This window comes from Mycobacterium sp. NGS57 (assembly GCF_059812405.1).
The window spans coordinates 340,288-362,969 of the sequence record NZ_JCALCP010000005.1; the positions used below are offsets into that span (position 1 = coordinate 340,288).

Genomic DNA, 22,682 nt, shown 5'->3' on the forward strand with positions numbered 1-22,682 from the left:
GCCGCCGCTACCGGCCCCCCGCCAACCCGGCGAACCCCCGTTCAAGGAAGACACCCAAGGAGACAAATGCCCCCGAACAGCGCGCAGCCCCCGGGATTCGTGCCGTTCCCGGCCGGCCGGGCCGCGTCCTATCGGGTGGCTGGCTACTGGGCCGGGCGAACCCTGGACACGGTCCTGTCCGACGCGGCGCGGCGCCGGCCCGGCCACACCGCCGTCGTCGACGCGACCGCGGATGCCGGATTGAGCTACGCCCAGCTCGACGATCGGGCCGACCGCGTGGCGGCCGGGCTGCGGCGCCTCGGCATCGCGCCCGGCGACCGGGTACTGCTGCAGCTGCCCAACAGCTGCCGGTTCGCGGTGACGCTGTTCGGGCTGCTGCGGGCGGGGGCGACACCCGTGATGTGCCTGCCCGGCCACCGCGCCGCCGAACTGGGCCACTTCGCCGCGCTCAGCGACGCCACCGCGCTCCTGATCCCCGACGCCGCAGGCGGCTTCGACTATCGGGCGATGGCGCGCGACCTCGTCGACCACCACCCGGCGCTGCGGCACGTCATCGTCGACGGCGACGCCGGCGCGTTCACCCCGTGGGCGCAGCTGTGCGAAGACATCCCAACCGATCCGCCGCTGCCGCCGGCCGACCCCGAAACGCCGGCCCTGCTACTGGTTTCCGGCGGGACCACGGGCATGCCCAAGCTGATCCCCCGCACCCACGTCGACTACCTGTTCAACGCGACCGCCAGCGCCGAGGTCTGCGGGCTCCGTCCCGACGACGCCTACCTGGCGGTGCTGCCCGCCGGCCACAACTTTCCGCTGGCCTGTCCCGGCCTGCTGGGCGCGATGGCGGCGGGCGCCACAACGGTCTTCGGCGCCGACCCCAGCCCGGAGGCCGCCTTTGCCGCCATCGAAAAACACGGCGTCACGGTCACCGCCCTGGTGCCGGCACTGGCCAAGTTATGGGCGCAGGCCTGCGAGTGGGAGCCGGTGACGCCAAAGTCGTTGCGGCTCCTGCAGGTTGGCGGCGCCCGGCTGGAGCCGGCGGACGCCCGCCTGGTGCGCACCGCGCTGACGCCGGGACTGCAGCAGGTGTTCGGCATGGCCGAGGGCCTGCTGTGCTTCACCCGCCCGAACGATCCGCCGGACGTCGTCGAGCACACCCAGGGCCGGCCGCTGTGCGCCGACGACGAAGTGCGCATCGTCGACGGCGCGGGCGAGCCGGTGGCGCCCGGCGACGAGGGCGAGCTGTTGGTGCGCGGCCCGTACACGATCAACGGCTACTTCCGGGCCGAGCGCGACAACGAGCGCAGCTTCGATCCCGACGGGTTCTACCGCAGCGGCGACCTCGTGCGTCGCAGGAGCGACGGCTATCTGGTGGTCACCGGCCGGGTCAAGGACGTCATCTCCCGCGGCGGCGAAACCATCGCCGCGCCCGAGCTCGAGGACCACCTGCTGAGCCATCCCGCGATCCGCGCGGCGGCGGCGGTCGCGCTGCCCGACGAATACCTGGGCGAAAAGATTTGTGCCGCGCTGGTTTTCACCGGTGAGCCGATCACCCTCGCCGCGTTGAACGCGTATCTGGATCAGCGCGGGGTGGCCGCCCATGCCCGCCCCGACATGCTAATCGCGATGGCGGCGCTGCCCACCACGCCGATCGGCAAGGTCGACAAGAAGGCGATCGCGCGCCAGCTCGCCCGCTAGTAATTGAGCCCGGAGAACATGATTCGGCCCGGGTCGTACTTCTGCCGTACGGCGCTGAGCCGGGCCAGGTTCGGGCCGAAGTAACGCGACGCGGGCTGGTTCGCCTCGACGTAGTTGACGTAGCCGCCGACCGAATACGCTTGCACCGCTTGGTGCGCGGTCTGCAGCCAGCCGGTCGCCGCCGCCGGGTCGCCGGTCTCGACGTACCACTGCACCAGCGCGGACTGGCGCCGCCAGGGGTACGCGGTGGCTCCCGGCGCCACGGTGGCCAGCGCGCCGTCGAGGGCGTGCATGATCGCCAGCATGCGGCCCGCGCCGCGGGGAAAGGCGTCGACCGCCGCGGCGATCCCCTGGGCGGCCGCCGGGGTGATCGTCGTGAAAACGTCGGAGCCGCCGACATATCCGAGCGGCGACGGGTTGAGGTTCCCGACGGCGAGATAGTTCACCAGGTCCAGGTAGTTGAACGTGTGATTCTCGGTGCCGGTCGGTTGCAGACCCACCGCCTTGGTGATCGCGGCGGCCACGCTGTTTCCCGATCCGGCCGGGCAGGTCGCCAGAATCCGGCAATGGGTGCCCATCGGGTCGACGGTGGCATCGGCCAGTGCCCAACTGTTCTGGTCGGCGGTGCGCAACCAGTTCTGCCAGCCGACGAGGACCTGCGCGAACGACTGTGCCGGGAAATTGAGGTTCACGGCGTCGACGTCCTTGGTGGGGAATGTCGCGAAGGTCAGCGCCGTAGTGACCCCGAAGTTGCCGCCACCGCCGCCGCGCAGCGCCCAGAACAGGTCGGGGTTGCTGGCGGGCGACGCGGCGACCGCCTGGCCGTTGGGCAGGACCACCGACGCCGACGTCAGCTGGTCGCACAGCAGGCCCGCGTGGCGCGATTGGGCGCCCATCCCGCCGCCCAGGGCGTGCCCCGCGGCCCCGACCGACGGACACGTCCCGGTCTGGACGCCGCGGCCGACCGCGGCCAGCGTCCGGTGCATCGTGTACAGACTCGTCGCCGGCGTCACGGTGATCTGCCCGGTCGAGGCGTCGTAGTGGGCATCCCCGGGCAGCTGGCGCAGGTCGAGCACCATGGTCCCGTTGGCCGTGGACGCGCCGATGTAGGAGTGCCCGCCACTGCGCGGAGCCACCTTGAGGTTGTGTGCGGCGGCGAACGCCATGGCCTTTTGCACGTCCGCCGCCGAGGTCGGCGTCACGATCGCCGCGGGGGTCAGGCCGTTGTAGTTGGTATTGAAAACCTGCTTGGCCCCGGCGAATTGGGGGCTGTCGGGCAGCAGCACCTTCCCGCCGAGCGCGGTGGACAGACCGTCCCACCCCGACGCGCTGGGAGCCGCGGCGGCCGGCACCGAGCCGACCCGTCCCGACCCGAGCATCGCGCCGGCGGCCAGCGCTCCGGCGGCGCCGCGCAGAAACGCCTGCCGCGATATTTCACGCGCCAACGCCGGGCTCCCGCGACTGGGTCATGCCCCGCATTGTCAACCAACCGAACCGCCGCGCGGCGCGACGTGTCGCGGGGACAACTCAAACGTGCCCGAACCGTTACCGGCCCGGTAGTGTTTGCAGCAGTCTTCGCCGGACGACCGTGAGGATTCTCCGTGAGCGGAACGTTGGAATCGGGCCTTTGGGGTTGTCTGACCGTTCTCGCCCTCGCGCTGGCGTTGGTGTTCGCGTCCTTTGCCACGGTCTTCGTCAAACGGCTGGAGGGCCGGGTGCCCCCTTCGATCAGCGAAGAAATCGGTGGCGCCAAATCGGTGATGCGCAAGGCGCGCAAACGCGAACCCATGTCGCCCGACGAATTGGACTATGCCAGGCAAATCGTCGCCGTCCGGAGATCCCCGATGGCGTTCTGCATTCCCGGCACCCTGTTCATGATCGGTTGCTTTTATGTGTTCGGCAGCCTTTACCATCTGCACGGGGCGACGCCCTCCGAGCGCACGTTTCTCGGCGTCTTTCCCATGCTGGCCGCCACGAATCTGACCGTTCAGCTCCTGCGCAGCGCGCGGCTGAAAGGCCGCCTGCAGAAAATGTCCTGAAGCAGGACAAAGGATTTGGTGTGCGCGGCCCGCGTTGTGGACAACAGCGGCGGGTGGTAATCTATTCGCGGTTATATGTCAACCTGGTTGATATATGACGGGTGTGGTGCGAAAGGTGATCGGGTGAGCCCTCGTTCAGTCGGCAGGACTGTCTTGGCGCGCGTCTGGATGCCGTTGGTCGCCGTCGTCGCGCTCGGGGCGGGCGCGGTGGGCATGTGGAAGGTCCATCAGTTTTCCGCCCCGGAACCCGTCGTCACCGTCAACGGCCCGGCGGCGCCCGAGCAAACCGCGCCCAAACAGCTCACCTACGAGGTGTTCGGCTCCGCCGGCGACGGGGGAATGCTCGTCTACGTCGACATCGACGGGCATCCCCATCAGATCGACGTCACCACCCTGCCGTGGTCGCACACCGAGACGACGACGCTCACGGTCGTGTCGGGCAGCATCTCGGCGCAGGTTCACGGCGGCCACGTCGGCTGCCGGATGCTGGTCAACGGCGTTGTCCGCGACCAGCAGTCCGATGCCCACGGGGATGCCCACGTCATGTGCCGGGTGAAATCCGCATGAGCGAGCATCGGATCAAACGCCCGCTCATCCCCCGGATGGTTCGCGTGCTGGCCATACCGATCATCGCCTTCTGGGCGCTGCTGGCCGTGTCGACGAACACCTTCATGCCTCAGGTGGAGCGCGTCGCCGAGGAACTCGCGGGTCCGATGGTTCCGCACTACGCGCCGTCGCAGCGCGCGCTGCTGCGCATCGGCGAGAAGTTCCACGAGTCCGATTCGACCAACCTGACCATGGTCGTGCTGGAAGCCAACCGCCCGTTGGGCGATGCGGACCATCGCTACTACGACGACTTGGTGCACCGCCTCAAGCGCGACCCCGGGCACGTGCAGTACGTGATGGACCTCTGGGGCAAGCCGATCACCGCGGCGGGAGCGCAGAGCGTCGACGGCAGGGCCGCCTATGTGCTGCTGCGTCTGGCGGGCGACATCGGTCAGATGGAAGCGAATCAGTCCGTCGACGCCGTTCGCCAGATCGTCGCCAAGGACCCGCCGCCACCCGGTCTCCGGGTCTACGTCAGCGGCGCGGCGCCGCTCGCCTCCGACACCGTGGCGATCGCCAACGCGAGCCTGAACAACATCACGATCGTCACGATCATCCTCATCGTCGTGATGCTGCTACTGGTATACCGCTCCATCAGCACGCTGCTGGTCCCGTTGCTCGGCGTCCTGATCGAGATGCTGGTCGCCAAAGGCGTCGTCGCGACGCTCGGGCACCTGGGATACATCGAACTGTCGTCGTTCGCAGTGAACATCGTCGTCGCGCTGACCCTCGGCGCCGGAACGGATTACGGCATCTTCCTGATGGGCCGCTATCACGAGGCGCGGCAGGCCGGTGAGGGCAGGGAGCAGGCGTTCTACACCGCGTACAAGGGCGTCACCCCGATCATCATCGGCTCCGGGCTGACCATCGCCGGGGCCTGTTACTGCCTGACGTTCGCGCGGCTCAACTACTTCCACACGATGGGGCCGGCCGTGGCGATCGCCATGCTGTTCACCATCGCGGCGGCGCTGACGCTCGGCCCAGCGCTGTTGACCGTGGGCAGCCTGTTCGGGCTCTTCGACCCGAGACGAAAAGCCAAGGCGCAGCTGTACCGTCGCATCGGGGCGAGCGTGGTGCGCTGGCCGGTGCCGATCCTCGCGGCCAGCGCCGCCGTCGTCATGATCGGTGCGATCTTCGTGCCGACGTACCGGCAGAACTACGACGACCGCTCCTACCAGCCCGCCGGCGCCCCGGCCAATCGGGGCTTCGCGGCGGCGGATCGGCATTTCCCCAAAAGCAAGCTGTTCTCCGAGATGCTGATGATCGAGACCGATCACGACATGCGAAACTCGGCCGACTTCATCTCGCTGGACCGGGCGGCCAAGAGCCTCATCCGCCTTCCCGGCGTCGCCATGGTGCAGAGCATCACCAGGCCGTTGGGCCGCCCCTTGGAACACGCCACCCTCCCCTACCTGTTCACCACGCAGGGCAGCGGCAACGGTCAGCAGTTACCGTTCAGCAAGCAGCAGAACGCCAATACCGACAAGCAGGCGGAAATCACCACGCACAGCGTCGCGGTCCTGCGCCAGGAAATCGTGTACTTCCAGAACATGTCCGACGAGCTGCACCAGACGGTCCTCACCGTCGAGGACCTGCAACGGATCACCGACGAGATGAACCAGGAACTGTCCAACGTCGACGACTTCTTCCGGCCGGTCAAGAGCTATTTCTATTGGGAGAAGCACTGTTTCGACATCCCCATCTGCTGGGCGTTCCGGTCGCTGTTCGACGGGCTCGACAACATCGATCACCTGGCCGCCGACATCAAGGACGCCAAGACCTCGCTGGAGGCCGTCGACCGGATCTTGCCGCAGGTCATCACCCAGCTGAAACTCACCGCCGACGACTCCGAGGCGTTGGCCGCGCTGCTGGTCAGCACGTACGGCCAGTCGTCGCTGCAGTCCACCCAGACCGACCAGACCTTCGACGACCTGATCAACGTGGGCCTCGACTTCGACCGGGCCCGCAGCGACGACTTCTTCTACATCCCCCACGAAGGCTTCGACAACGACGACGTCAAGACCGGCATGCAGCTTTTGATGTCGCCGGACGGCAAGGCGGCCCGGTTCATCGTCACCCACGAGGGCGACGCCATGGGCCCCGAGGGCGTGCAGCACGTCGAGCAGTTCCCCACCGCCCTCACCATCGCGCTCAAGGAGACCTCGCTGGCCGGGGCGCGGATCTATATCGGCGGCTCGGGATCCAACGACAAGGACATCAAGCAGTACGCCGCCTCGGATCTGCTGATCGTGGCGATCGCCGCCTTCGTGCTGATCTTCCTGATCATGCTGTTCCTCACCCGAAGTCTGATGGCGGCCTTGGTGATTCCGGGCACCGTGGCCTTCTCCTACGCCGGGGCGTTCGGGCTCTCCATCCTGGTCTGGCAGCACCTCATCGGCCTGCCGTTGCACTGGCTGGTGTTGCCGCTGACGTTCATCATCCTGGTGGCGGTGGGCTCGGACTACAACCTGCTGTTGATCGTGCGCGTCAAAGAGGAGTTGCACGCCGGGCTGAACACCGGTCTCATCCGCGCGCTGGGCAGCACCGGTGGTGTCGTGACGTCGGCGGGCCTGGTGTTCGCGTTCACGATGCTGGCGATGCTGACAAGCGATCTCAGGTCCATCGGGCAGGTGGGTTCGACGGTGTGCATCGGCCTTTTGCTCGACACGCTGATCGTGCGCTCGTTCGTCGTGCCGTGCATCCTGCGGATCCTGGGACCGTGGTTCTGGTGGCCGACTGTGGTGCGGTCCCGCCCGGTGCGGGCCGCGGCGACCTAGCCGGCGCCCTTGCCGTTGTCGACGCGATAGACGGCGCCGTGCACGGCGCTGGCCGCGTCGCCGGCCAGGAAGGCGATCACGTTGGCGACGTCGAGGGATTGCATCATGCCGCGCGGTGAGGCCGTACGAAGGATCAGGTCGTAGTTCGGGTTCTCCGGCGGGCTGAACTGTTCGATCTGCGGTGTCAGCATGCCGCCCGGGCATACGGCGTTGACGCGCAAGCGATCCGCGGTGTACTCCACCGCCAGCGCGCGGGTCAGCCCGATCAGGCCGTGCTTGGCCGCGCAGTAGCCGGCCGAGTAGGCCTGACCCTCGACCCCGGCGATGGAGCTGACGTTGACGATGTTGCCGCCGCGCGCGAGCAGATGGGGCAGCGCGGCCCGGCACAGGTAGAACGGCCCGTTGAGGTTGACCGCCAGGTCTTGCGCCCAGTCGTCGTCGGTCATCGACTCCGTGCGGCGCATCTGGTGGTGCCCGGCGATGTTGACCAGGATGTCCAGGCCGCCGAATTCGCTGACGCAGCGCTCGACCGCATCCATGCAGGCCTGCGCCGACCCGATGTCCACCGATGCGTACGAACCCCGTTCCACGCCGCCGAATGTTTCGGCCAGGCGCCCGGTGTCGCGTGCGATGCCGAAAACCGTTGCGCCCTGCCGGGAAAGCAGCCGGGCAGTCTCGGCGCCCAGACCCGACGACGCGCCGGTCACCAGCGCGACCTTGCCCTGTAGTGGCGTCATAGAAGTTCCTTCTTACCGGCCCACCGTCGCCCGCAGCAACTCAAGGGGCGCGATGCGTTCGAGCGGGAAGCTGCGCCGGATCCGGCGCATGGCCAGCACTACCACCAGGCTGATCGCCAGCTTGCCCAGCGCGACCCGGCCGGTGCGCTTCCTCCAGCTGGGCGGCGCCACGCGGGCGCGCCGGCCGAAGTAATAGCCGACACATGCCGCCAGCGCGAGCGCCGCGAGTCCGGCGAGCACGATCATGGTGATGAGCGTTCTTGGTCACCGTCGCGGCGAGGTCACGCGCGGGACACACCTCGGCAATAACCTATGGGTCGGGCTGGGCGAGTAGCCGCTCCCACTGCGCCCGCCCGGCCGGCGTGAGGCCGACGTCGCGGGTGTCGGGCCATTTTTCGATCTCGGTCAGCGACTCGTCGCACCAATCGATGAGATTGCGGTAGAAGTCGCCGATGAACACCGACTGACGTTCGATCAGGTGCAGCCGCTGCGGGAACGGGCCGCCGGTGTCGAGCAGTTCTTCGACGAGCGCCGTTCCCTTGGCGTACAACTCGCGGGCCTGACGGGCGGTCGCTTCCAGTGACGCGCGCAGATCCTCCTTGCTGGCCTGGTCTCCCAGAAACAACCGGAGAAACCCCTCGACTTCGAGCAGCGGTGCGGCCGGCTCGCTGCCGAACCACTCCTTCAGTGCCGCACGGCCTTCCGGGGTGATGGTGTAGCGCGTGGCCTGCTTTCGGCGGCCGTCGACGACCTCGGCGGTGGCGTGGCCGCGCTCGACCAGTCGCTTGAGCTCCGCATAGAGATGCGCATCCGATCGCGGCCAGAAGAAGTGCATGCCGCGCTTGATCTGCGCCACGATTTCGTAGGCGGTCCACGGCTTGATGCCCAGCAGACCCAGAAGCGCGAACGACGTGGTGGTCGGCTTGGAGGTCATTCCTTGACAATACTCTATTGTGGAGTAAGTTAAGCTCCACATTGGAGTATGGAGGCCGCGGATGAACGACACCGGGTGCGTCGCCCTGGTGGACACCACCAGGGACGAGCTTCGGACACGCATCGACGAGGCGCGGCAGCGGTTCTACCGGTTGGCCCGCTCCGCGGACCCGAACGCCAGGCGCCGAGGACTGGATTGGAACGTCCACCAGGTCATCGCCCACGTCCTGTGCGTCGCGCGCCGCTACCGGGCGGTCGCCGAGGGGCGGGACTTCCGCCGCGCCCGCCACCCCCGCGAACTCGACCAGATCAACCATGAAGAGATGTTGGCGGCGATGGCACCGATCCCCGACCTGCTGGACGAACTTTCGGCGCTCGAACCGGTGATGGATGCGTTCTTCGACGGCCTACCCGACGACTATGAGATCGAGTTCCACTGTGGTGCGATGGTTTCCGACGTGGTCGGGCAGGTGAACTGGCTCTTCGACTTGCTCCTGCACGGGGAGGACATCGCGCGATGCGTCGGCGTGCCCTGGCAGATTTCGGAGCGCGACATGTTGCTGCTGCTTCGCGAGGGCCTGGAACTCGCGCCCGCATACCTCAGCGCGACGGTGTCCCCGAGGACCGATATCTCTGTGGCCCTACGGATCCCGGACGCCCGGCCATGGGTGATCCACGTTCACAACGGCATGGCGGAATCGCGGCCACGCAGGCCGGGCGACCGTCCGGACGCCGTCGTGCAGGTGCCGGCATCGACGATGGTCAGGCTGCTGCTCAAGCGCATCGGCCCCGTCACCGCCGGCCTGCAGGGTCTGCGCGTCGTCGGGGGACGACGGCCCTGGAAGGCGATGAAGCTGCAATCCTCCTTCGAGCGCGCGTAACGCCACGTGCCGGTGACTGTGCGCACGCAGCCGCATCTTCATGCTAGTATATGCGCTATGGATACGTCGGGCCTCAGCGGGTTGGATGCGCTGCTGGAAAAGCACCAGCTGGATATGACCAGCGAAGACGTCTTAGACCAGTTGGACTCGGCGTTCGCGACGATCCCCGGCGCCGAGGCCGCACCTCTCTCAACCGATGAAGTGAAGTTCCTCCGCGCACACGCTGGCGCCGATACCGCAGCGGTTATCGACAACTGGTCTGGCGAACGGGAACGCGACGCACGCGCGCGCTTGGCCGTAGAGCAACTCGGTGACGCCCTCTCCGGGTCGATGAGTATCAAGGAAGCCGCCGCGCTGCTGAAAATCGATCGGTCCCGTGTGTCTCGGCGCCTCACCGGGAAAGCGTTGTGGGCGTTTGATATCAATGGAAGCCGCCGCATCCCTCGCTGGCAGCTCATCGGCGGAAAGCTACTTCCCGGTCTCGACGTGATCGTGCCCGCGATACCGCGCGACGCGACTCCCGCCGCCGTGGAAGGGTTCATGAAAACCCCGCAGCCAGATTTCGGCGACCGCACACCGATCGAATACCTCGCCGCCGGCGGCGACGCCACGCTGATCGCCGACTTCGTATCGGACCTCACCCGCTGGTGAGTCGGCTCAAGCCGAAAGCCCCGCGAACACCGCCCGACCGGCTCACCAAAGAACCGCGTGACGTCGTCGGCTACCCGGGCACACTGTGGCGAATCCACCGCACCACGGGTGCACATGTGCGGCCCTGGAACGAATTACGCACCTACGGCCCACTGCCCTCGATGCGCTGGGACCCACATCCAGGTCCACGACCCGCCGACCATCCCGACGGCGTCCTCTACGCCTCCTCCGATGTAGCCACCGCCCTCGCCGAGGTTTATCAATCGACACGAGTCATCGACACCCGCGCCGGCGCTCCGAGGCTCACCGCCTGGGAGCCCACGCGGCCCCTACAGTTGCTGGACTTGTCCGGGACCTGGCTGCTCCGCAACGGAGCCTCGGCGGCGCTGCTCGCCGCCCCCCGATCCACCTGTCGGCGCTGGGCGCGCGCGATTTACGCAACCTGGTCCGAACTCGATGGTCTGCAAGCGCCCTCCACCATGACCGGGCGCATCAACGTGGTTGTGTGGACCGCCGGCGCCGGCGCGATGCCTGCGGCGCCATCGTTCTCGCGACCCCTCACACAACCGTTGGTCTGGTCGCTCGCACGCGTCGCCGCCGCCGAAATCGGCTACCGCCTCGGCTGAGCGCGGCCATGAGGCAGTGCTAACCGCCGATCTGGACCGCTGATATTCATTGCTACAGAGGTCGATTCGCGAGGTTGCCGAAGCACGCACTGTCACCCCGGTGAAATTTCCCAGGAATTTTCCCAACGATCGACCGCCGCCACGTCAGCAAGCGGTTTGCGCCGCACCGCGTGGTGCCCGCCGGCGGGCCAGCCCAACGTCAGCAGGGTCGCGATCTTCCAGTCGTCGGGAATGCCGACCAGGGAACGCAATTCGGGCTCGCAGGACCCGTGCCACAGGGTGATCGCCGCGCCAAGGCCTTGCGCGCGGGCGGCCAGCAGGAAATTCTGCACGGCCGGGAAGATCGATCCCCCCTGCTGTAGTTCGGTGGTTCCCCGCTGCGGCTGGACACAGAACAGCACCAGCACGGGCGCGGCACCCCCGACCCGCATGTGCTCGGCCATCGTTCGGAGCACACGCGATTTGGGGTCGTCGGCCCCGTCCTCGGGTGTCGCGAGCCGATAGAACTCCTTCATGACATCCCATGTCTTGTGGGCCGCGGCGGTGACCACGTCGCGCAGGGCATTCGATCTCAGGACGACGAACTTCCACGGTTGCTGATTGCCGCCGGACGGGGCCCAACTCGCCGCGCGCAGGCACGTGTCGACGGCCTCGTCGGAGACGGGCTCGTCGCGATAGCGCCGCACCGCCGACGCGGTGCGCATGACCTCCCACAGGTCCGCCGACGTTCGCGGGACCGCCTGGCCCGTCACGGCTTTGCCGACCCGGGCAGCACGCCCCGCCATGTCCCGCCGCGTGCGGGGCCGGTGACCAAGGGTAGATCCAGGGTCGAAAGCAGGCCGGGTGGGGCGGCCAGCACGGCGGGAATGGCGTTGAGTTCGCGCATGACGGTCGCATACGTCAGGCCGCGCATGTTGTTTCCGCGGCCGTGCATCTCGATGTCGACGGTGTAGGTGGGCAGGCCGTCGACGACGACCCGATAGCCGCCGTGCGGGGACGGATGCCGCGGCCAATCCGGCGCGGCACCTTCTCCCATGCGCGTGACGTGTTCGAGCACGACGCGCTCGTCGCCGTCCACGATGCCGGCGAGCCTGAACCGCATACCTCCCATCGTGCCGGGTTCGATCCAGCCCGACGCCACTTCGTATCGCTCTGTGGCCAGCCATTTTTCGATGGACGTGTCGACGCGGTCGAGCGGAAGCCCGACGCCGTCGGCAACCAGGTGCACGATGGGCGCCCACAACGCGGCCAGGCGGTCGGGGTCGAACAGCGGCGCGCGATGATCGGGCCGATGACCGAAGCCCATGAAGTCGAACATGATGTCGGGTTGATCGATCGGGCCGTAGTCGAGTATCTCGAGCATCGTGATGGTGTCGACACGGCTGCTGAAGCCCGTCATCGTCAGCGCGATCACGTCGTTCGCCCAGCCGGGATCGACGCCGCTGTTGAAGAAGCTGGCGCCGCCCTCGGCGCACGCCGCCTCGAGCAGTTCGGCGGTTTCCCGGTCGGCCGCCGGCGGATAGCACATCGGCACCAGCGAGGTGCACACCACGTCCTTGCCCGCGCGCAGGCAGCGCGCGATGTCCTGCGCCGCCTCGTGGTAGCGGTAGTCACCGGATGCGAAGTAGGCCACCACGTCGGCGTCCGACGACAGCGCGGCGTCGATGTCCCGGGTGGCGATGATGCCGGTCGCGGGCATTCCGCACAGGTCGCCGGCGTCCTTGCCGTCCTTGGCCTCGGAGTGCACGACGACGCCCGCGAGGTCCAGGCCCGGATGCGCGATCAGCGCCCGCAGCGCGCCGACGCCGACCTGACCGGGGCCCCAGAGAATGACACGGGGCTTGTCTTGGCAGACTGTCATGTGGTCCCTTCCCAGGTCATCCGGCCTGACTGTGAGAACATACCTTCTCGATTATTGATAACACCATTGCCACAACGAGAGAACCGTGGAGGAAGCGATGAGCGATTACGAGTTCCTGAAATGGGAATCGTTTGACGACGGCCAGATCGTGCGGATCTCCCTGAACCGCCCCGATCAGCGCAACGCCCAGAACCGCGGCATGCTCGTCGAACTCGACGAGGCATTTGCCCGCGCCGAGGCCGACGACACGGTCCGCGTCGTCATCCTCGCCGGCGAGGGCCCGATGTTCTCCTCCGGCCACGACATCGGCTCCAAGCAGGCGCGCGCCGAGTTCACACCCGGGCCGGGCCAGCACCCGACGGCCGCGATCAACGGCGGCACCCGCGAGGGGGCCGAGAAGATCATGTTGCAGGAATGGCACTACTTCTTCCAGAACAACCTGCGCTGGCGCAACCTGCGCAAGATCACCATCGCCCAGGTGCACGGCGACGTGTTCTCGGCGGGCCTGATGCTGATCTGGGCGTGCGACCTGATCGTCGGCAGCGAGGAGGTGCGCTTCGCCGACGTGGTCGGCACCCGGCTCGGGATGTGCGGGATGGAGTACTTCGGCCATCCCTGGGAGTTCGGGCCGCGGCGCACGAAGGAACTCATGCTCACCGGCGACGCGATCGAGATCGAGGAGGCCTACCGGCTCGGCATGGTCAGCAAGATCTTCAAGCGCGACGAACTCGCCGAACGCACGCTCGAGATGGCCCGGCGCATCGCCACCGTACCGACCATGGCGGCTCTGCTCATCAAGGAATCGGTCAACCAGTCCGTCGACAACATGGGCTTCTACAACGCACTGCAGTCCTGCTTCACGTTGCACCAGCTGAACCACGCGCACTGGGTCGGGGTGCGTGACGACAAGCGCGCGACCGCCGGTGCGGAGCAAGGGGTTCCGGATTGGCGGAGCGCGCCCCCGATCGTCACGTCACTGAAGGACAGGGTGCGGGCCGACGCGTGACAAGTACTTCCAAACCCATGCAGGTGACCATCCCCGGCCACCTGTTCGGCCAGTTGCCGTTTCACGACGTGGTCGACAGCGATGACACCGTCGTCGTCGATCTGGAGAACCGAGAAGATCTGGTCAACAACCGGGGTGCGCTGCAGGGCGGGTTGGTCGCCACGCTCGTCGACGTCGCGGGTGGCCGGCTTGCGGTCAAGTACGCCGGCGCCGGCGCCGGCGCCGGCACCGCGGACATGTCCATCCACTTCCTGGCCCCGATCGTCGAGGGTCCCGCCCGCGCGAAGGCCACACTGGTGCGCGCGGGAAAACGGTTGATCGTTGTCGCGGTCGACGTTGTCGACGTCGGACGAGACCGGCTGGCAGCGCGAGCGACCTTGAGCTTCGCGATCCTCGAACCGCGGGGTCCCGATCAGCCGGCGGCTCCGTAGCACGCTTCGGCGACGCGATCCAATGCGGCCGCGGGATCGCCGAATACCATCGCCCAGCCCCGTACCCGGCGGTAATACCACTGGATGTCGCCCTCCATACCGAACCCGTATCCGCCATGGATGTGCAGGCTGCGTCGCGTCGCATCGCGCGCCGTCTCGTAGGCGAACGCGAAAGCCATGGCGGCCAATTCGCGAACGCGACCGGGCTCGTCGGCGAATGCGCACGCCGCTTTCAGCGCGAGCAGCCGCGCCCCGTCGGCGGCGGTGGCGCTGTCGGCCAGTGGGTGCGACACCGCCTGGAAGGTGCCGATCGCGGCGCCGAAGGCGTGACGCTGTTTGGCGTAGCCGACGCCGATCTCCACGGCCTTCTTGGCCGCACCCGCCAACGCGACGGCCGTCAGCGCCAGCCACAGATCGAGCGCGCCGCAGAACAGGTCGCGCGCCCGGCCCCCGTCGGCGAGCACGATTGGCTCTTCGTCAATCGTGATGTCCGCCAGCGGCATTGACGCAAGGTTTCCCACCGCGGTGCGGTGGTCTCCGATCGGCACCGCCAGCAGCCGTCCCTCCGCCAGGGCAACTACGTAGTCCGCGACGGCCCCGGCGGGGACCAGCCCCAGCCCCCCACCGCGTCCGGGGCGGGGCGCGAACGTGACCAGTCGATCGCCCGCGAGGGCCGCGCGCAACAGCCCTGCGCCGGGCTCGCCGGACCCGGCCAGCAGCCGCGCGGCGACCACCGCGTCGATGAGCGGAGCGGAGGCGACCGCACGGCCGAACTGTTCGGCGATCAGCGCGAGGTCCAGCTCCGAGGCGCCCCATCCCCCGGCCGCATCGTCGACCGCCATCTGAAGCGTCCCGGTCTCCAGCAGCGCATTCCACAGCCCGGGGTCGAAGCCCGACGGCTCGGCTGCGCGGACACGCTCGGAGGTCGATTCGCGCGCAAACAGCGCCGCGAACGAATCCACCAGCTGTCGCTGTTCGGCCGACAAGCTCAGGTCCACCGACTTCCCGTCCCACTCATGTGTGAATATGGATACTCTCAGATTTGAGAGTAGCATTGCCGTTCCTACGGCCCAGGGGCGTGCGCGACCACAGATTGGCATGTACACATGCATTTTCGGCTCGATGAAGATACTGCAACCTACCGCGACGAGGTGCGCGCCCACCTCGAGGACGTGTTGACCCCCGAATTCGAGGAACGCCTCTACCGCAGCGGCGTCGCGCACGACGACGAATTCGCCAAAGGCCTCGTCGACAAAGGCTATTTCGCGCCGGCCTGGCCGGTCGAACTCGGCGGACAGAACCGCAACGCCTGGGACGATCAGGTCCTCAAAGAGGAGCTCATGCGCTTCGACGCGCCGGTGTACCTCTCCGAGACGACCAGGATGGTGGCAGCGATCATCCGCGAGATCGGCACCCCGGCTTTGCAGGAGCGCATCCTGGCCGGTGCGATCAACGGCGACATCACCATCGCCCTCGGCTTCACCGAACCGGAATGCGGGTCGGACGTCGCGGCGGCGGCAACGAGGGCCGTTCGCGACGACGACGGATGGGTGATCAACGGCTCCAAGATGTTCACCACCAACGGTCACATCGCCGACTTCGTGTTCCTGCTGGCGCGCACGAGTCCCGACAAGCCGAAACACCAAGGCCTGACGATGTTCTTGGTGCCCCGCGACTCCGATGGCTTTGCGGCACAGGCGGTGTGGACGCTTTCCGGCGAGCGCACCAACGTCACCTTCTACAGCGACGTGCGCGTCGGCGACGAATGCCGGGTCGGCGAAGTCGACGGCGGGTGGCAGGTGCTCGGGCTGTCCCTGCGCGACGAGCACGCATCGGGGTGGGGCCCGCACCTGATCCGGCTGTTGCACCATGCCGAGCACTGGGCCACCACGGTGTCCGAAGATGGCTCACTCCCCATCGCCAACACCGACGTCCGACGCCGGCTGGCCCGCGTCGCGATCGAGACCGAGGTGTCGATGCTGCTGCAGCGGCGGTGCGTGTGGATGCTCGAAGAGGGCGACATACCGGTGGCCGAAGGCTCCATGTCCAAGGTGTTCAGCACCGAGGCGCTCGAACGCGCCAGCCAGGACGTCGTCGAACTCGTCGGCGCGGACGGCTTGCGCAGCTATCTGGAGCCGACCGCGCCCGAACGGGGACGAATCGAACACTCGCTGCGGTTCTCGTTGGGGACAACGATCTACGCCGGCACCAGCGAAGTCCACCGCAGCATCATCGCCCAGCGCGGGCTCGGCCTACCCCGTTAGCTTCTTGACTTTGCGCGCCGACGTCGCACGCGGTGCCGCCTTGCGCGCGGGCCTGGCCTTGGCGACGGCGGCGGGCGGTGTGACGGCTTGTTTGCACCATGCCCACAACTGGTCCTCGGTCAGCCTGGAACCCTTGCCGCCCAGATGGAAAACCCCGATCTGTGCCAGTGCGGTGAGCGTGGTGTTCAGCAGGGTGGTCAGTTGCGCCGGGGTCAGGTCCGTGCGCACCAGTCCCGCCCGCGCGCACGACGTGATGATCTTCGTCAACAGCTTCAGGTGCGGCTCCCACACCTTGGCGAAGTCGTCCGGCCGCTCGATCTCCAGACTGAGGTTGTAGATCGTCATGACCCGGCCGCCGACCGCTTCCGAGGACTCCGCGCGCGACAGCACGCCGCGGCAGAAGGCCTCCAGTTGCTCCATCGGGCCGTCGGCCGCGGCGACCTCCTGCCGGATGCCCTCGGTGAACTGGCTCGTCACGTTCTCGTAGAGGGCCAACAAGAGTTCTTCTTTGCCCGCGAAGTGTTGGTAGAACGCCCGCAGGCTCAGATTCGACCTGTCGATGAGCGTCTGGATGGTGAAGTCGGCCTTGCCCGACTCCTCCACTAATTCCAGCGCGGTCGCGAGGAACCGAGAACTGCGGGCGAGAGCGCGCGCTCTCGCCGTGCTCAGGCGCCGCTCGATCGTGCGCTGCTGCCACGTGCTGGGCATCTCGACGTCGGTATCAACCAATTCCAAGCCGGTTTCGGATTCGGGGCCGGGGCGCTTCTTCGCAGACATAGTGCCCACCAGAATACGCGCCCGCCGTGAAAAGCGGGCAATCGACCTACGACCCCCTGCGGATTCCGTGCCGGGTACGTCGCGGCGAGTCGATGCGGTACCGTGGAAACGATGATTCTCTTTTTTGAATAAGCATGCCGCGAATCGAAGCCGCAGACCCTCGCCGAAGGAGTGCAGCGTTGAGTGCAGACATTCTGATCGTCTCGCCGGACGATCATCTGGTGGAGCCGGCCGATTTGTGGACGAGCCGGCTGCCCCAGCGCTATCGGGACATTGGGCCGCGGATCGTTCGCGCCCGGGGACGCATGGACCCGACTGTCACCTCCGATGTCGCGTTCATCGAGGACGACGAGGGTCGTGACGCCGACATCTGGCACTACGAGGACGCGGTCATCCCGATCCCGCTCATCAGCGCGGCCGCCGGCTACGAGCTCGACGAGCTCACGACCGATCCGATCACCTACGACGAGATGCGCCCCGGCTGCTTCCGCCCGGCGGATCGGCTCGCGGATATGGACATTGCCGGCATCGAGGCCTCGGCGTGTTTTCCTAATACTCTCGTCCGCTTCTGCGGCCAGCGCTTCCTGTACGGCAAGGACAAGGAGCTCGCCCGGCTGTGCGTGGAGGCGTACAACGACTTCCAGATCGACGAGTGGGGCGGCAGCTCGAACGGCCGGCTGATCCCGCTCGGCATCATCCCGCTCTGGGACGTCGAACTGGCCGCCAAGGAGGTCGACAGGGTCGCGGCCAAGGGCATGCGCGCAGTGTGCTTCTCCGAGTTGCCCTCTCGTCTGGACCTGCCGTCGATTCACAGCGACTACTGGGACCCGTTCTTCGCCGCCTGCGAGCGAAACCAGGTGGGCATCATGCTGCACATCGGCTCGAGTTCGTCGCTGACCAAGTCGTCTCCCGACTCTCCGCATGTCGTCACGAGCGCACTGATGGCGGTCAACTGCACCATCGCCATGGTCGACTGGCTGTTCTCCGGCAAGCTCATTCAGTTTCCCAACCTCAAGCTCGCGTTCGCCGAGGCGCAGGCCGGCTGGATTCCCTACTACCTGCAGCGCGTTGACGAGGTATGGGAGGACCGTCGCGCCTGGGGCGGCATCCATCCCCTCCTGACCGACCCGCCCAGCAGTCAGGTGCCCGGGCGCGTCTACTTCTCCACCTTCGGCGATCCGGTCGCCTTCCGAATCCTCGATCTCGTCGGGCCGGACCAGCTCATGTTCGAGACCGACTACCCGCACAACGACACCAACTGGCCGAGGAGCCTCGAGGTCGCCAACAAGGCGACCGAAGGCCTGGACGAGGAGACCAAGCGGAAGGTGTTGTCCACCAACGCGAAAACCTTCTTCGGGATGATCTAGAACTCCAGTATCCTGAGTCGTTGATGCAACACCGACTCTGTGGGCTATGTAGGGATTTCAAGAATTTTTCATCCATATCACCCACAGTCGGCGGATGCACTCACTGCAAGTGGCTTAATGACGCACGACCTAGCCCACGGGCCTGAACGTGCCTAGCGCGCCTTCCAGTCCGGCTTGCGCTTCTCGAGGAAGGCACGCGGCCCCTCGACCGCGTCCTTGGTCAGGGCGACCTTCATGCGATAGTTCTCGGCAAGCAGTTCGGCCTCGTAGATGGGCAGCGTGAGGCCCTTACGCACCGCCATCCGTGATCCCCGGACCGCCAGCGGCGCATTGGAATTCACGATGTCGGCGACTTCCCACGCCCGCGTCATCAGGGAGTCGTGCGCGACCACCTCGGTGAAGACGCCCAGGTCGTAAGCGCGCTGCGCGTCGAGTTGTTCGTGTCGGCCCATCAAGATCAGCCGCATCGCCACGGGCAGCGGCAGTATCCGGGCGAGCCTGACCCCTTCGCGCCCGGACGTCACGCCGATGCTGACATGCGGGTCCATCAATGTCGCCCGCTCGGAGGCGATGGTGATGTCCGCGGTGGTCACCAGGTCCATTCCCGCGCCGCAGGCGATGCCGTTGACGGCACAGATGATCGGCTTGGTCATCTGCAGCCACGGCGGTGTGGCCTCCTGGGGCGCGTCCCATTGCCGCATCGAGCTGAGGATGGGTTCGCCCTGGTTGTCGATGCCCGCCGCGTTCTCCATGTCGTGGTCGGCCGCCTTGTTGACGTCCGCACCGACGCACAGCGCGCGGCCGGCACCGGTGATAATCACCGTCCAGGTGTCCGCGGAGCGCTCGATTTCCGCGTACGCCACGGACAATTCGGCGATCATCTCGTCATTGATCGCGTTGAGCACCTCGGGACGGTTGAGGGTCACACACGCCGTGTGTCCCCTGACCTCGACCTCGATCGTGTCGTATTGCGTCACCGGGCGCGACCCCCATTCTGCAGAACTGTTGTGGCACTGGGACGGAATCCCAAGATGTCACAGAAGCGGTCGCAGTAGCCGGGCCAGACATCGGGATTGAGCAGCCGTGGCGGCATACCGCCGGCAAAGATCGTCTCCCACTGCAGGGCGGTGGCGACGGCGATGTCGTGCGCGGCCTCGACGGTGATCCCCGCGGTGTGCGGCGTCGCGATCACGTTGTCCAGTCGCAGCAACGGGTTGTCGTGCCGCGGCGGCTCCTCGTGGAACACATCGAGGCCCGCTCCCGCGATCCCGCCCCTGACGAGCGCATCGAGCAGAGCCGTTTCGTCGTGGACAAGCCCGCGCGCGGTCGTGATGAAGAAGGCGGTCGGCTTCATCGCTGCGAACTGAGCCCTGCCGATGAGTCCCCGGGTCTCGCTGGTCAGCGGGCATGTCACCTGGACGAAGTCCGACCGCTCGAGGAGTTCGGCGAGCGTGACGACTCGCACCCCGCGCGCTCGGGCGCCGGGTTCGTCGAGGTAGGGGTCGAAGGCCAGGACCTCCATGCCGAACGGCGCGCACAGCTCGACGAGGCGGCTTCCAATGGCCCCCAGCCCGATGACGCCGAGCGTCTTGCCCTGTAGCTGACTCCCCCTCAGCGCCAACCGATCTCCGAGTGGGCCGGCGCGCAGCACGCGGTCGGCGACGGTGATCTTCTTGGCCAGGTCGAGCATGAAGCCCAGGGCGTGCTCGGCGACCGCCTCCGCGCCGGGGCCGGAGTTGTTGCACACCGCGATCCCGGCGCGCGTGCACGCATCCACGTCGATGACGTCATACCCGGCCCCGGCCGAGCACACGGCGAGCAGCTGCTCGCATCGCCGGACCAACGCCGGCCCGGCCAGCCACTGTGCCCCGTCGGCGTGACCGGCCACGTCGGTCCGAGTGGCCACCTGGTAGCCGTGCGCGGATTCCAGGGCCGCCCAACTCTTCTCACCGGATGCGGCGAGGTCCAGCCTGACCAGATCGACGGCGCCGCCTTCGAGGATCCGGCCGGCGACCGGATCGGTCCACCGTTCGTAGACCAGGCGCGGACGAACGCTCACGTGCTCTTCAGTTTGGGTTTGGCCTGCGCCGCCTTGAACATGTCGGCCAGTTCGGCGTCGACGTTCTTGTAGTCGTTGCGGGCGATGGCCCCGTCCCGGCCCTCGACGACGTCGTAGCCGAGCCGCAGATCCTTGTTCTCCATGTGGAAGTACTCGCGCCCGATCGGCAGCCGCCGATCTTCCCGCGGCACCTCCATCCAGGCCCGCAGGAAGCAGCGCGCCTTCTTCGGGTCGTTGCTGCTGACGAAGTCCGACCGCGAATGGCACATCGCGAAGTTGTTGGCCACCGCCGCCTCACCGGATTCCAGCCGGAACTCGACCTGCTGCTCGACGAGGATGTTGCGCAGCAGCTCCACCGCTTCGGTTTCCTGCGGGGTGAATTCGCGGCCGAGGGCGTGCATGGCGGGCAGGATGCTGCTGTAGGTGAAGTTGATGCAGATCCGCCCGTCGATCTGGGAGAAGACCGGCACATCGTAGGGCGTCACGTCCGGCTGGTCGTCGGGCTGCTCACTGCGACGATGGTGCGGAAAGCCCCGGTAGAGCACGTCGAGCAGGTCCGGACGTTCGGCCAGCACCCGGTTGTGCGCGGCGGGCCCGCTGGCGAACTGGCTCTCCCCGCCCTGAGCCGCCGGATACACGCACAGCAGCGACAAGATGTCGGCGGCGTCGTTGTGCATGGCCAGCTCTGCGCGGGATTTGGTGCCGCGCGCGGGTTGCACGCCGCCGGGCAGGATTTCCTCCTGCACGCGCACCATCCGGTGCCCGAAGGAGTTGTTGGACACCAGATAGCCGAGGTGGGTGCAGAACGCCCAGTAGATGCGTTCGAGATCCTCGATCGGGTGTTGTTCGACGGGGAAGCCGCGCACGCACGCCAGGCCCTTGCCGAACATCAGGTCCCGGTAGAGCCGTGCCAGATCGTCGTCGAGGTCCGGGTGCCGGGCGTCCTCGGGCGTGATGTCATCCCGGTCCTTGCGCGCGGTCTTGGCCAGGATCGATTCCAGTGCAGCCACATTGCGGGCCGACAGGTCGAACGCGAAGTCTTCCTTGCCGGCGAAGTCGGCACCGGTCCATGCCATCGCGTCGCTGACGGGTTCGGTGTGGATGGCTGTCGGCATCCGGTCCTCCTGATGTCTCGGCTTCGGCTAGTGGTGACTCTCCAGTGCGCGCAGCGCTTGCGCACGGGCGGTGGCCGCCTCGGTCATCATCCCGATGTCGGTACCCGCCGAGACGAATCGCAATCCCAGTCCCACGAACCGATTCAGCAGTTCGACGGACCGTATTCCGGCCATGCCGAGCGCCACGCCGTGACTACGGCAAGCCGCCGCCACGGATTCTACGGCATGTTGGAAACGATAATTCTCATAGTCCCCGTGGATGCCCATTTCGGCGGTCAGGTCGCTCGGTCCGACGAGGATCATGTCGACGCCGTCGACCGACGCGATCGAGTCGGCCGCCGCGACGGCCTCGGGCGTCTCGATCATCACGGCGACCACCGTGCGCTCTTCGAGTACCTCAACCAATTCCCGGGCGGCCATCGGCTGGTAGCCACTGACCGCGTTGGGACCCGAAATCGACCGATGGCCTACCGGTGGAAATCGCGCGGCGTGCACGACAGCCTCGGCTTCGTCCTTCGAGTTGACGTGCGGCACAATGACTCCCGATGCCCCACCGTCCAATACCCTGGCGATGGTGCTGGGATCGTGCGACGGAACGCGCACCAGGCCGGCGATCCCGGCCCCTAGCGCGCTCACGCACAGCATCCGCGCCGTCTCCAGCGACGTCGGCGTGTGCTCGAGATCGACGTACACCGCGTCGTACCCACACGCCGCCGTGACCGCCGGAACGTCGGGGGTGCGCGAATTGAGCAGCGCCAGACACAGCACCAATCCGTCTCCGCGCAACGCGGCCCGCAGCGTCGTCGTCATAGGCTCACGGTAGCGGACCGAGAATTGGGTTTCCATGATTTCGCGAA

At 67.2% G+C, this 22,682-nt stretch carries 23 protein-coding genes; 11 read left to right on the forward strand and 12 right to left on the reverse strand.

What is annotated here, in order from left to right:
* Window positions 1-66 precede the first annotated feature (66 nt).
* On the forward strand, window positions 67-1,695 hold the full coding sequence (locus AC5Y43_RS12440) for a (2,3-dihydroxybenzoyl)adenylate synthase (RefSeq protein ID WP_499972729.1): 1,629 nt from the start codon (window positions 67-69) through the stop codon (window positions 1,693-1,695).
* Here AC5Y43_RS12440 and AC5Y43_RS12445 read toward each other — a convergent pair.
* Window positions 1,692-3,140 carry an FAD-binding oxidoreductase gene (locus AC5Y43_RS12445; protein ID WP_499972730.1) on the reverse strand — a complete coding sequence of 483 codons (1,449 nt, stop codon included), beginning with the start codon at window positions 3,138-3,140 and terminating at the stop codon, window positions 1,692-1,694. The two genes, AC5Y43_RS12440 and AC5Y43_RS12445, sit on opposite strands and share 4 nt — an antisense overlap.
* Before the next feature lie 168 nt (window positions 3,141-3,308).
* Between AC5Y43_RS12445 and AC5Y43_RS12450 the strand changes: the two genes are divergently transcribed.
* The 3 genes from AC5Y43_RS12450 to AC5Y43_RS12460 all read left to right on the forward strand — a co-directional run bounded on the left by AC5Y43_RS12450 (window position 3,309) and on the right by AC5Y43_RS12460 (window position 7,117).
* Window positions 3,309-3,734, forward strand: a complete 426-nt coding sequence (locus AC5Y43_RS12450; protein WP_499972876.1) for a hypothetical protein — start codon at window positions 3,309-3,311, stop codon at window positions 3,732-3,734.
* Between the two features lie 168 nt (window positions 3,735-3,902).
* Window positions 3,903-4,301, forward strand: coding sequence for an MmpS family transport accessory protein (locus tag AC5Y43_RS12455; protein WP_499972877.1), 399 nt, complete (start codon window positions 3,903-3,905; stop codon window positions 4,299-4,301).
* Window positions 4,302-4,336: 35 nt separating this feature from the next.
* Window positions 4,337-7,117 carry an MMPL/RND family transporter gene (locus tag AC5Y43_RS12460; RefSeq protein WP_499972879.1) on the forward strand — a complete coding sequence of 927 codons (2,781 nt, stop codon included), beginning with the start codon at window positions 4,337-4,339 and terminating at the stop codon, window positions 7,115-7,117.
* On the opposite strand, the gene AC5Y43_RS12465 is transcribed toward AC5Y43_RS12460, so the two are convergent.
* The 3 genes from AC5Y43_RS12465 to AC5Y43_RS12475 form a co-directional block, all read right to left on the reverse strand.
* Window positions 7,114-7,854 carry an SDR family NAD(P)-dependent oxidoreductase gene (locus tag AC5Y43_RS12465; protein WP_499972732.1) on the reverse strand — a complete coding sequence of 247 codons (741 nt, stop codon included), beginning with the start codon at window positions 7,852-7,854 and terminating at the stop codon, window positions 7,114-7,116. The genes AC5Y43_RS12460 and AC5Y43_RS12465 overlap by 4 nt on opposite strands.
* A gap of 12 nt (window positions 7,855-7,866) precedes the next feature.
* The gene (locus AC5Y43_RS12470) at window positions 7,867-8,100 is read right to left on the reverse strand and encodes a hypothetical protein (protein ID WP_499972733.1); all 234 of its coding nucleotides are present in this window, start codon (window positions 8,098-8,100) and stop codon (window positions 7,867-7,869) included.
* Between the two features lie 64 nt (window positions 8,101-8,164).
* A complete protein-coding gene (locus AC5Y43_RS12475) occupies window positions 8,165-8,788 on the reverse strand; it encodes a PadR family transcriptional regulator (protein ID WP_499972734.1) in 624 nt (207 codons plus the stop codon).
* 61 nt (window positions 8,789-8,849) lie between these two features.
* Here AC5Y43_RS12475 and AC5Y43_RS12480 point away from each other — a divergent pair, with 61 nt between their 5' ends.
* Genes AC5Y43_RS12480 through AC5Y43_RS12490 form a run of 3 tightly spaced genes read left to right on the forward strand, consistent with a single transcriptional unit; the run spans window position 8,850 to window position 10,945 of the window.
* Window positions 8,850-9,668: a maleylpyruvate isomerase mycothiol-dependent enzyme family protein gene (locus AC5Y43_RS12480; RefSeq protein WP_499972736.1), complete on the forward strand. Its 819-nt coding sequence runs from the start codon at window positions 8,850-8,852 to the stop codon at window positions 9,666-9,668.
* Window positions 9,669-9,725: 57 nt separating this feature from the next.
* A complete protein-coding gene (locus tag AC5Y43_RS12485) occupies window positions 9,726-10,319 on the forward strand; it encodes a helix-turn-helix domain-containing protein (RefSeq protein WP_499972737.1) in 594 nt (197 codons plus the stop codon).
* A complete protein-coding gene (locus AC5Y43_RS12490; protein WP_499972739.1) occupies window positions 10,316-10,945 on the forward strand; it encodes an RES family NAD+ phosphorylase in 630 nt (209 codons plus the stop codon). The genes AC5Y43_RS12485 and AC5Y43_RS12490 overlap by 4 nt, the downstream gene beginning before the upstream one ends.
* A 92-nt stretch (window positions 10,946-11,037) precedes the next feature.
* Here the strand turns inward: AC5Y43_RS12490 and AC5Y43_RS12495 are convergent, their stop codons facing one another.
* The gene (locus tag AC5Y43_RS12495; RefSeq protein ID WP_499972880.1) at window positions 11,038-11,649 is read right to left on the reverse strand and encodes a nitroreductase family protein; all 612 of its coding nucleotides are present in this window, start codon (window positions 11,647-11,649) and stop codon (window positions 11,038-11,040) included.
* 44 nt (window positions 11,650-11,693) lie between these two features.
* On the reverse strand, window positions 11,694-12,806 hold the full coding sequence (locus AC5Y43_RS12500; protein WP_499972740.1) for an NAD(P)H-dependent amine dehydrogenase family protein: 1,113 nt from the start codon (window positions 12,804-12,806) through the stop codon (window positions 11,694-11,696).
* A 97-nt stretch (window positions 12,807-12,903) separates the two neighbouring features.
* Here AC5Y43_RS12500 and AC5Y43_RS12505 point away from each other — a divergent pair, with 97 nt between their 5' ends.
* Complete coding sequence (locus tag AC5Y43_RS12505; RefSeq protein WP_499972742.1) at window positions 12,904-13,812, forward strand: enoyl-CoA hydratase; 909 nt, start codon at window positions 12,904-12,906, stop codon at window positions 13,810-13,812.
* Window positions 13,813-13,829: 17 nt separating this feature from the next.
* Window positions 13,830-14,243, forward strand: coding sequence for a PaaI family thioesterase (locus tag AC5Y43_RS12510; RefSeq protein ID WP_499972881.1), 414 nt, complete (start codon window positions 13,830-13,832; stop codon window positions 14,241-14,243).
* Here the strand turns inward: AC5Y43_RS12510 and AC5Y43_RS12515 are convergent.
* Complete coding sequence (locus tag AC5Y43_RS12515; protein ID WP_499972744.1) at window positions 14,225-15,241, reverse strand: acyl-CoA dehydrogenase family protein; 1,017 nt, start codon at window positions 15,239-15,241, stop codon at window positions 14,225-14,227. The two genes, AC5Y43_RS12510 and AC5Y43_RS12515, sit on opposite strands and share 19 nt — an antisense overlap.
* A 108-nt stretch (window positions 15,242-15,349) precedes the next feature.
* On the opposite strand from AC5Y43_RS12515, the gene AC5Y43_RS12520 reads away from it, so the two are divergent.
* A complete protein-coding gene (locus AC5Y43_RS12520; protein ID WP_499972745.1) occupies window positions 15,350-16,507 on the forward strand; it encodes an acyl-CoA dehydrogenase family protein in 1,158 nt (385 codons plus the stop codon).
* On the opposite strand, the gene AC5Y43_RS12525 is transcribed toward AC5Y43_RS12520, so the two are convergent.
* The gene (locus tag AC5Y43_RS12525) at window positions 16,496-17,284 is read right to left on the reverse strand and encodes a TetR/AcrR family transcriptional regulator (protein ID WP_499972747.1); all 789 of its coding nucleotides are present in this window, start codon (window positions 17,282-17,284) and stop codon (window positions 16,496-16,498) included. The genes AC5Y43_RS12520 and AC5Y43_RS12525 overlap by 12 nt on opposite strands.
* A gap of 179 nt (window positions 17,285-17,463) precedes the next feature.
* Between AC5Y43_RS12525 and AC5Y43_RS12530 the strand changes: the two genes are divergently transcribed.
* Window positions 17,464-18,651: an amidohydrolase family protein gene (locus AC5Y43_RS12530; protein WP_499972748.1), complete on the forward strand. Its 1,188-nt coding sequence runs from the start codon at window positions 17,464-17,466 to the stop codon at window positions 18,649-18,651.
* A gap of 152 nt (window positions 18,652-18,803) precedes the next feature.
* Here the strand turns inward: AC5Y43_RS12530 and AC5Y43_RS12535 are convergent, their stop codons facing one another.
* Genes AC5Y43_RS12535 through AC5Y43_RS12550 form a run of 4 tightly spaced genes read right to left on the reverse strand, consistent with a single transcriptional unit; the run spans window position 18,804 to window position 22,671 of the window.
* Window positions 18,804-19,628: an enoyl-CoA hydratase/isomerase family protein gene (locus tag AC5Y43_RS12535; protein WP_499972750.1), complete on the reverse strand. Its 825-nt coding sequence runs from the start codon at window positions 19,626-19,628 to the stop codon at window positions 18,804-18,806.
* Complete coding sequence (locus tag AC5Y43_RS12540; protein WP_499972751.1) at window positions 19,625-20,710, reverse strand: hydroxyacid dehydrogenase; 1,086 nt, start codon at window positions 20,708-20,710, stop codon at window positions 19,625-19,627. The genes AC5Y43_RS12535 and AC5Y43_RS12540 overlap by 4 nt, the downstream gene beginning before the upstream one ends.
* Window positions 20,707-21,825: a TauD/TfdA family dioxygenase gene (locus AC5Y43_RS12545; RefSeq protein ID WP_499972753.1), complete on the reverse strand. Its 1,119-nt coding sequence runs from the start codon at window positions 21,823-21,825 to the stop codon at window positions 20,707-20,709. The genes AC5Y43_RS12540 and AC5Y43_RS12545 overlap by 4 nt, the downstream gene beginning before the upstream one ends.
* A 27-nt stretch (window positions 21,826-21,852) precedes the next feature.
* Window positions 21,853-22,671 (reverse strand): HpcH/HpaI aldolase family protein, encoded by an 819-nt coding sequence (locus tag AC5Y43_RS12550; protein WP_499972756.1) that lies wholly within the window; start codon window positions 22,669-22,671, stop codon window positions 21,853-21,855.
* Window positions 22,672-22,682 lie beyond the last annotated feature (11 nt).

Coding starts and splice junctions, on each gene's coding strand:
- AC5Y43_RS12440 (WP_499972729.1), top strand. CDS start 67: ATGCCCCCGAACAGCGCGCAGCCCCCGGGATTCGTGCCGTTCCCGGCC.
- AC5Y43_RS12455 (WP_499972877.1), top strand. CDS start 3,903: ATGCCGTTGGTCGCCGTCGTCGCGCTCGGGGCGGGCGCGGTGGGCATG.
- AC5Y43_RS12460 (WP_499972879.1), top strand. CDS start 4,337: ATGGTTCGCGTGCTGGCCATACCGATCATCGCCTTCTGGGCGCTGCTG.
- AC5Y43_RS12465 (WP_499972732.1), bottom strand. CDS start 7,854: ATGACGCCACTACAGGGCAAGGTCGCGCTGGTGACCGGCGCGTCGTCG.
- AC5Y43_RS12470 (WP_499972733.1), bottom strand. CDS start 8,100: ATGATCGTGCTCGCCGGACTCGCGGCGCTCGCGCTGGCGGCATGTGTC.
- AC5Y43_RS12475 (WP_499972734.1), bottom strand. CDS start 8,788: ATGACCTCCAAGCCGACCACCACGTCGTTCGCGCTTCTGGGTCTGCTG.
- AC5Y43_RS12480 (WP_499972736.1), top strand. CDS start 8,850: ATGAACGACACCGGGTGCGTCGCCCTGGTGGACACCACCAGGGACGAG.
- AC5Y43_RS12485 (WP_499972737.1), top strand. CDS start 9,726: ATGGATACGTCGGGCCTCAGCGGGTTGGATGCGCTGCTGGAAAAGCAC.
- AC5Y43_RS12495 (WP_499972880.1), bottom strand. CDS start 11,649: ATGCGCACCGCGTCGGCGGTGCGGCGCTATCGCGACGAGCCCGTCTCC.
- AC5Y43_RS12500 (WP_499972740.1), bottom strand. CDS start 12,806: ATGACAGTCTGCCAAGACAAGCCCCGTGTCATTCTCTGGGGCCCCGGT.
- AC5Y43_RS12505 (WP_499972742.1), top strand. CDS start 12,904: ATGAGCGATTACGAGTTCCTGAAATGGGAATCGTTTGACGACGGCCAG.
- AC5Y43_RS12510 (WP_499972881.1), top strand. CDS start 13,830: ATGCAGGTGACCATCCCCGGCCACCTGTTCGGCCAGTTGCCGTTTCAC.
- AC5Y43_RS12520 (WP_499972745.1), top strand. CDS start 15,350: ATGCATTTTCGGCTCGATGAAGATACTGCAACCTACCGCGACGAGGTG.
- AC5Y43_RS12525 (WP_499972747.1), bottom strand. CDS start 17,284: ATGTCTGCGAAGAAGCGCCCCGGCCCCGAATCCGAAACCGGCTTGGAA.
- AC5Y43_RS12545 (WP_499972753.1), bottom strand. CDS start 21,825: ATGCCGACAGCCATCCACACCGAACCCGTCAGCGACGCGATGGCATGG.
- AC5Y43_RS12550 (WP_499972756.1), bottom strand. CDS start 22,671: ATGGAAACCCAATTCTCGGTCCGCTACCGTGAGCCTATGACGACGACG.